Consider the following 5326-nt stretch of genomic DNA (forward strand, 5'->3'; position numbering starts at 1 on the left):
AACTTAACGGCAACCAGCTCTCCTTGGGAAAATAGGCCCTGGAGCTCGCCTTTTTTCAAGGTTCCCCTGAAGCGCTCGAGCAGCCTTGAGGAGCTGCATCGCTCCCTTGCGCCCACAAAATTCACGACAGACATGTGGTTAGTCCTTTCCTACGGCGTCAGCCCATTCCTTGACGGGAAGTTTCTTCAGATATTCCTTCCTGTCGCCTGCCTTGAACTCCTCATGGCTCGACTTTTCCTCGAAGGGAACCCTCTTATAGGGCGCAGCCTCGAGCACGAAGTCGCGCTTCTTCCACATCTCTCTCTGGATGAGGGTCGTAGGCGTCGGCCTGATCTGCCACTTTGCAATGTGCTCTTCGTTATAAGGAGGCGTATAGGTTACTATCTTATATTCCATATTGCCCAATCCGTTTTTAACTCCTGCGGTAAGCTGGTACCTTGGAGAGGTGCCCTGGGTTATCGCGAACTTGTCCTGCCCCTGCTTGTAGCCGCCCTCCACGCCTTCCAAGGCCTTATTGGCACCGCCTGGATAGGCCGGAGCGGCATCGATCATGTCAAGTATGGCGGCATCTATGGCAACGGGATCTTTGGAGGCAAACACGCCGATGTCTGGAACAACGGGAAGCGTAGCCCAGGGGATGCAGTCGCAGTTGGGATCCACGTCTATACAGTAGGCCATATGTCCGACCTTGCCCTCCTCGAAGGTGAGCATGACACCTTTGGCCGCATCTGCCATGGCTATCTGCGCATAGGGGAAGTAATCGGGAGTGAAGACCATGCACTCATGCCCCGTGAACATGCACGTTATCTGACAGGAATAGCACAGCCAGCACTTTTCCGCGTCGAAGTGATGTCCCTTTTCGTCGATGTGATATGCTCCTCTTGGGCAGGAGTCCTCGCACAGTTTATGGAAGGGACAATCCAGACCAAGGCATTTCTCGGGGTGCCTTGCGGGCCATCCCAGGAAGTCCTCGGGGCTTCCCCAGTGGGCCAAATGTTCATGATACTTGCCCCGTTTGGACTGACCGCCTATGCCGATGTTCTTGATGCATCCGCCGAAAGAAGCAACGGGGTGCCCCTTTGCGTGGGCCAGGTTTATCATGGCGTCAGCATGAGCTATGGCTGCAGCGACGTACGCCTCTTTGAGCAGGACGCCCGTCGGGACCTCCACCCTCACGTCGTCGTCTCCTGAAAAGCCGTCTGCCACCACGACGGGACAGCCCATGGAGGCCTCGGTAAATCCGTGTCTTGCAGCGGTCTCAAGCGCGAGGTTTCCGATAAACCTGGAGCTGTAGGCATGATAGGTAAGCGTAGTAGTGTCGCAAACGAAAGGTCTTCCTCCGCAGGCCTTGACTTCCTCGACTATTGCGGCAACCAACTCGGGACGCAAGCACCTTGTCCTGTTCCATTCGCCGAAGTGTATCTTTATAGCTACGCTGTCTCCTTTTTCGATGCATTCGTTTAGCTTGGCTTCGTAGAAGAGATCTTTGGCCTTAGGCACAAGGGATTCTACCCAGTTTGCCGCGTTGGCGTCGGCAAACCACACCTTTTGCTTAGCCATTTCCAATCCCCCCTCAGAAAAGGCATAAAAATGTAATTTTTGTTTATTTATTTTAACACCAATCTATATCCAGGTAAACTATGATACTGGCAAAAGAACGATGCGGTCTTATGCAGCCATTTCATTTGGATACCAATTGTCATTACAAAGCCTTTAGATACGAAAAGGCCCCTGCCTATCGGCAAAGGGCCTCTTGCAAACAACCTGCCTCCTCAAAGGTGCAACGTCACTTCTTTGTGGCATCCGAGCTCAAGCTTCCAAGCTCGCTCATCTCTATGGCGGTATCCGGAACGTCAAGGATGTATGGCACCACAACCGTGACGACCTCGGATTCTTCGTCGCGCTTCGAGCGGGTCTTGAAAATCTCCCCCAGCAAAGGAATATCGGACAGCACAGGAACTCTGGAAACCGTATCGGTCTTTCTCTTATCAAACAAGCCGCCTATGACAAAGGGCTCTCCGTTTCTTACCCTCACCATGGTGGTCACTTCACGGGAGCTAGTGACGGGGACTTCCTCCCCCATTCCTCCCGGCCGCCATTCCACGACTTCGCCCGTCGATATGGCCACGTTTATGGTTACCGTGTCGTCCCTGCCCACAATAGGAGTAAAATCGAGCTTAGGGCCGACTCGCTCCTCGCTGTAAACGGGATTCCCGGCATCGTCGCGTTCGGAAATGTATTTGATGTTCGTGGTCAAGGCGATGGATGCCTTCTGCCCGTCGACAGTTACGACGGAAGGGCTTGCCAAAATATCTGCCTTGTTGGATTCGACCAAATTTCTTATGCCGACATCCAAAAGCCTGAGCGTGCCGTTGGTTATGTCAACGAGGTCCACGTCCAGAGGCGAGGTCGGCCTGTCGTCGTCGGGATCGAACTTGTCGGGTTCGCTTGCATGAGCATAGCCTATGGCACCGCCGCCTGCTCCATAGGAAAACCACCAGTGCTTGTAGACGGCATCTACTATGCTCTCCAGTTCCTTCCTGCCGGTGTCCCTGACCTCTATGAGGCGCGCCTGAAGCATGACCTGACGTCCGGGATGGTCGATCCTTTGAAGCAGTTGTTCAACGTCCCTCAAATTGTCGAGCCTTCCCGTCACGTACACCGTCCGAAGCCTCTCGTCCACAGCTACGTTGGTTATCCCGACAAGGCTCTGGAGGATAGCGGGCACCTGCTTAGGATCGGCATAAGCTATCTTGAAGGACTTCGTCTGCTCCATCCCAAGCGATTTGCCCAGGCTTTCTGGGGTCCCAAACAAAATAGTATTTCCCATCATGGCGTATTTCAAGTTGTTCATCCGCATGACGTAGGACAGGACTTCGCAAAGCGGAGCGTCCTTGATGCTCAGCGTGACGGTGTTTGGTGGGACCGACGGATCTATTATCACGTTCAATTTCATGAACTTCGCAAGCAACCTCAAGAGATCCTTAAGCTCCGTATCCCTAAGCTCAAGCGTCACCGGCGACGTGATGGACATGGGGTCTTTCGGGCCGGTCTGGAGCGCCAAGGGAAAGGGGTTTTCCTCTTTCTTGGGAAGCTCGCTCACTTCCTGGCTGGGAACCCTAAGCTGCAACCTGTAAAGAGGCGCAGGAGGCGTGCCCGTCATCTCCTTCACCTCGAGAAGCTGGGTGGTAAAAAGACGCAGCTCTAGCCCGCCTTCCACGTTGATGACCTCAACCCCGTTTAAAAGGGGAAAGCTGTAGCTCCTCGTCCATCTCTCGGCCGGTACGGAAGCTCCCTCGAAGAAAAATACCATGTGGCCCGAGTCGGAAGTCGTTATCTTCGGAGCGGGCAAATTGACCCCCTTTATCTCGATCAAAAGCAAATTCGATCCTGCCTGATGGACCACGATTCCTCCAAACATAGGCGCATTTTCCGCATTAGTGCTCGAGGACGTTTGAGCAAAGGCCTGCCCTGACATGAAGTGTGCGGCAGCGAAACAGAAAAGCATGACAGCCACTATAAGACCAGTTTTTTTCATCATAACGCCTCCAACCCCAATTCCATGCTCGTTCCTGCCCATAATACCACCACCTTCGTCTGGGTAATGCTCACTACCCTGCCCCGTCCGTCTCCGAACCTGTAACCCGGCGAGACTACAAGGCCGTCACCTTCGCCCTCGATATTCATCAGTGCCATTGGCTTTTTATCCAATATCATGATGGCGCGAACTTCCATATAGGGAGGCAAATACACTTGCTCCACCGCCGGAGAAGGTACCTTGCCCCTTTGCACGGCCTCCTTTGCCACCGCCTCCTGCACTACCGGCATCGGAGGCTCGTTAAAGGCATACCTGCCCAGCGCCGAAGCCATGTAGGAAGCCTCTCTGTTTCCGGTGCGCACTTGCGCGACCTCCTCGAACCCCTTAGCAAGCTCCACGTACTTCTGGTCCTGCTCAGCCGCAGGCTTAAGGAGTGGCGCCTCAACAGGTGGCATGCGGGAGATGGTGACGATCTGCATGTAAAGGTATATCGACCATCCGATGCTGACTACAAGCAAGACGGCCAAAAGGATCCGCAGGAAACGGGCGCTACCGCCCCCGTAAAGTAGCCCCTGCCATAGCGAAGATAAAGCGTCTTTCCAGGATTCTCCCATGTCCTTCTCACTTCCCTCGCATTATGGTCTCTACAGACATATCGGCGCTCACAGGCCCGCTGCCATTTCCGGTAATGCGCAGGGAGGAAAGGCAAACGATCATCTTGTTGTCACGCATCTCGGAAACGGCATTAAGCAATCTGTAGTAATCGCCCTCGCATGTCACCTGGACGCCCGTCCTGTCAGGAGCCGAAGGTTTGCTGACCGGGTTTACTTTGATTATCTTAAGTTCGTTTCCCGCCATGATCCTCTCAAGGGATGCAAAAAAGGCCACGTTATCAGCCGGAAAGGAAAACTGAAATGCCTCCACTTTCTGCAGTATGTCCCGATAAGAGTCGAGCAGAGCGTATTTTCGCGAAACCGCCCCTTTTAAGGTGGATTCCTGCTTGGAGAGGGCTTCTATGGATTTCCTCTCGGCCATGATGCTTGCGCTTATGGAACGCTGGGTCCACAAAAATCCTCCAAGGATAAGGCAAAAAGCAAAAATTATGAGTGCTTTTTTAACGTTTATCTTCATTTTTTTCAGCTCCTTTGGCCAACTCCTGCATTCCCACAAGATCTTTCACTGTGCAGGAAAAGCTGAACTTGACAAGGGTTTGTCCTAGGCCTTCGGAGCCCTTTCTTTCTTCCTTAGAGGTAACCAATGGGCTTATGGAGCTGACTACGCTTGCATTGAGAAGCTTCAGGGCAAAGGCCGCTATGTCGTTTTCGGCAAAGGCGTAGCCGTTGACGTTTGCCTTTCCGGGAAGCAGCTGTACATCGGAAAGCCACACCTTTTCAGGCAATGCGGCCGTAGCCGCCGTAAAAAACTCGATCGATGGTATGTCTTCTCTCAATAAGGCCAAAGCCTTTCCGTAAAGATCAAGCTGCTCTGCAACCTCCGCGATGTAGCCATCCAACCGCTTGCTCTCCTGGGTGAGCTTTTCCACGCTCGCCTCAAGGGCCTGTCTTTCCGCGGAAAGTTCCTTCAAGACGAATATCCCATAAACAGTCGTAAAACAAGATACGACCACGAAGACCAGGATCAATACCAATGCGACAACCCTGGGAAGATCGACCTTTTTCTTCTCAAATATCCTCACGCTAAGTGGCCTTAAATCCACCTTTACAGTCATGATCTATCCCTCACAGCCAGCCCGATTGCGGCTTCCCACCCGTATTCTCCGACAGGTTC

Annotated in this window: 5 protein-coding genes; all 5 read right to left on the reverse strand. The window is 53.1% G+C overall.

All coding sequences use genetic code 11. The annotated features are described in order from the left end of the window. Positions 1-138 precede the first annotated feature (138 nt). A complete protein-coding gene (locus Q7P41_RS00280; protein WP_303881120.1) occupies positions 139-1560 on the reverse strand; it encodes a DUF362 domain-containing protein in 1422 nt (473 codons plus the stop codon). A 226-nt stretch (positions 1561-1786) separates the two neighbouring features. Next, the gene (locus tag Q7P41_RS00285; RefSeq protein ID WP_303881122.1) at positions 1787-3580 is read right to left on the reverse strand and encodes a type II secretion system protein GspD; all 1794 of its coding nucleotides are present in this window, start codon (positions 3578-3580) and stop codon (positions 1787-1789) included. Beyond that, a complete protein-coding gene (locus tag Q7P41_RS00290) occupies positions 3538-4152 on the reverse strand; it encodes a hypothetical protein (RefSeq protein WP_303881124.1) in 615 nt (204 codons plus the stop codon). Before Q7P41_RS00290 ends, Q7P41_RS00285 begins: the two co-directional genes overlap by 43 nt. A gap of 7 nt (positions 4153-4159) precedes the next feature. Further along, complete coding sequence (locus tag Q7P41_RS00295) at positions 4160-4669, reverse strand: hypothetical protein (RefSeq protein ID WP_303881126.1); 510 nt, start codon at positions 4667-4669, stop codon at positions 4160-4162. Then, entirely contained in the window at positions 4653-5267 is a 615-nt protein-coding gene (locus tag Q7P41_RS00300; protein ID WP_303881127.1) for a PilN domain-containing protein, read from the reverse strand. The genes Q7P41_RS00295 and Q7P41_RS00300 overlap by 17 nt, the downstream gene beginning before the upstream one ends. Between the last annotated feature and the right edge of the window lie 59 nt (positions 5268-5326).

It is taken from the genome of Acetomicrobium mobile, assembly GCF_937920065.1.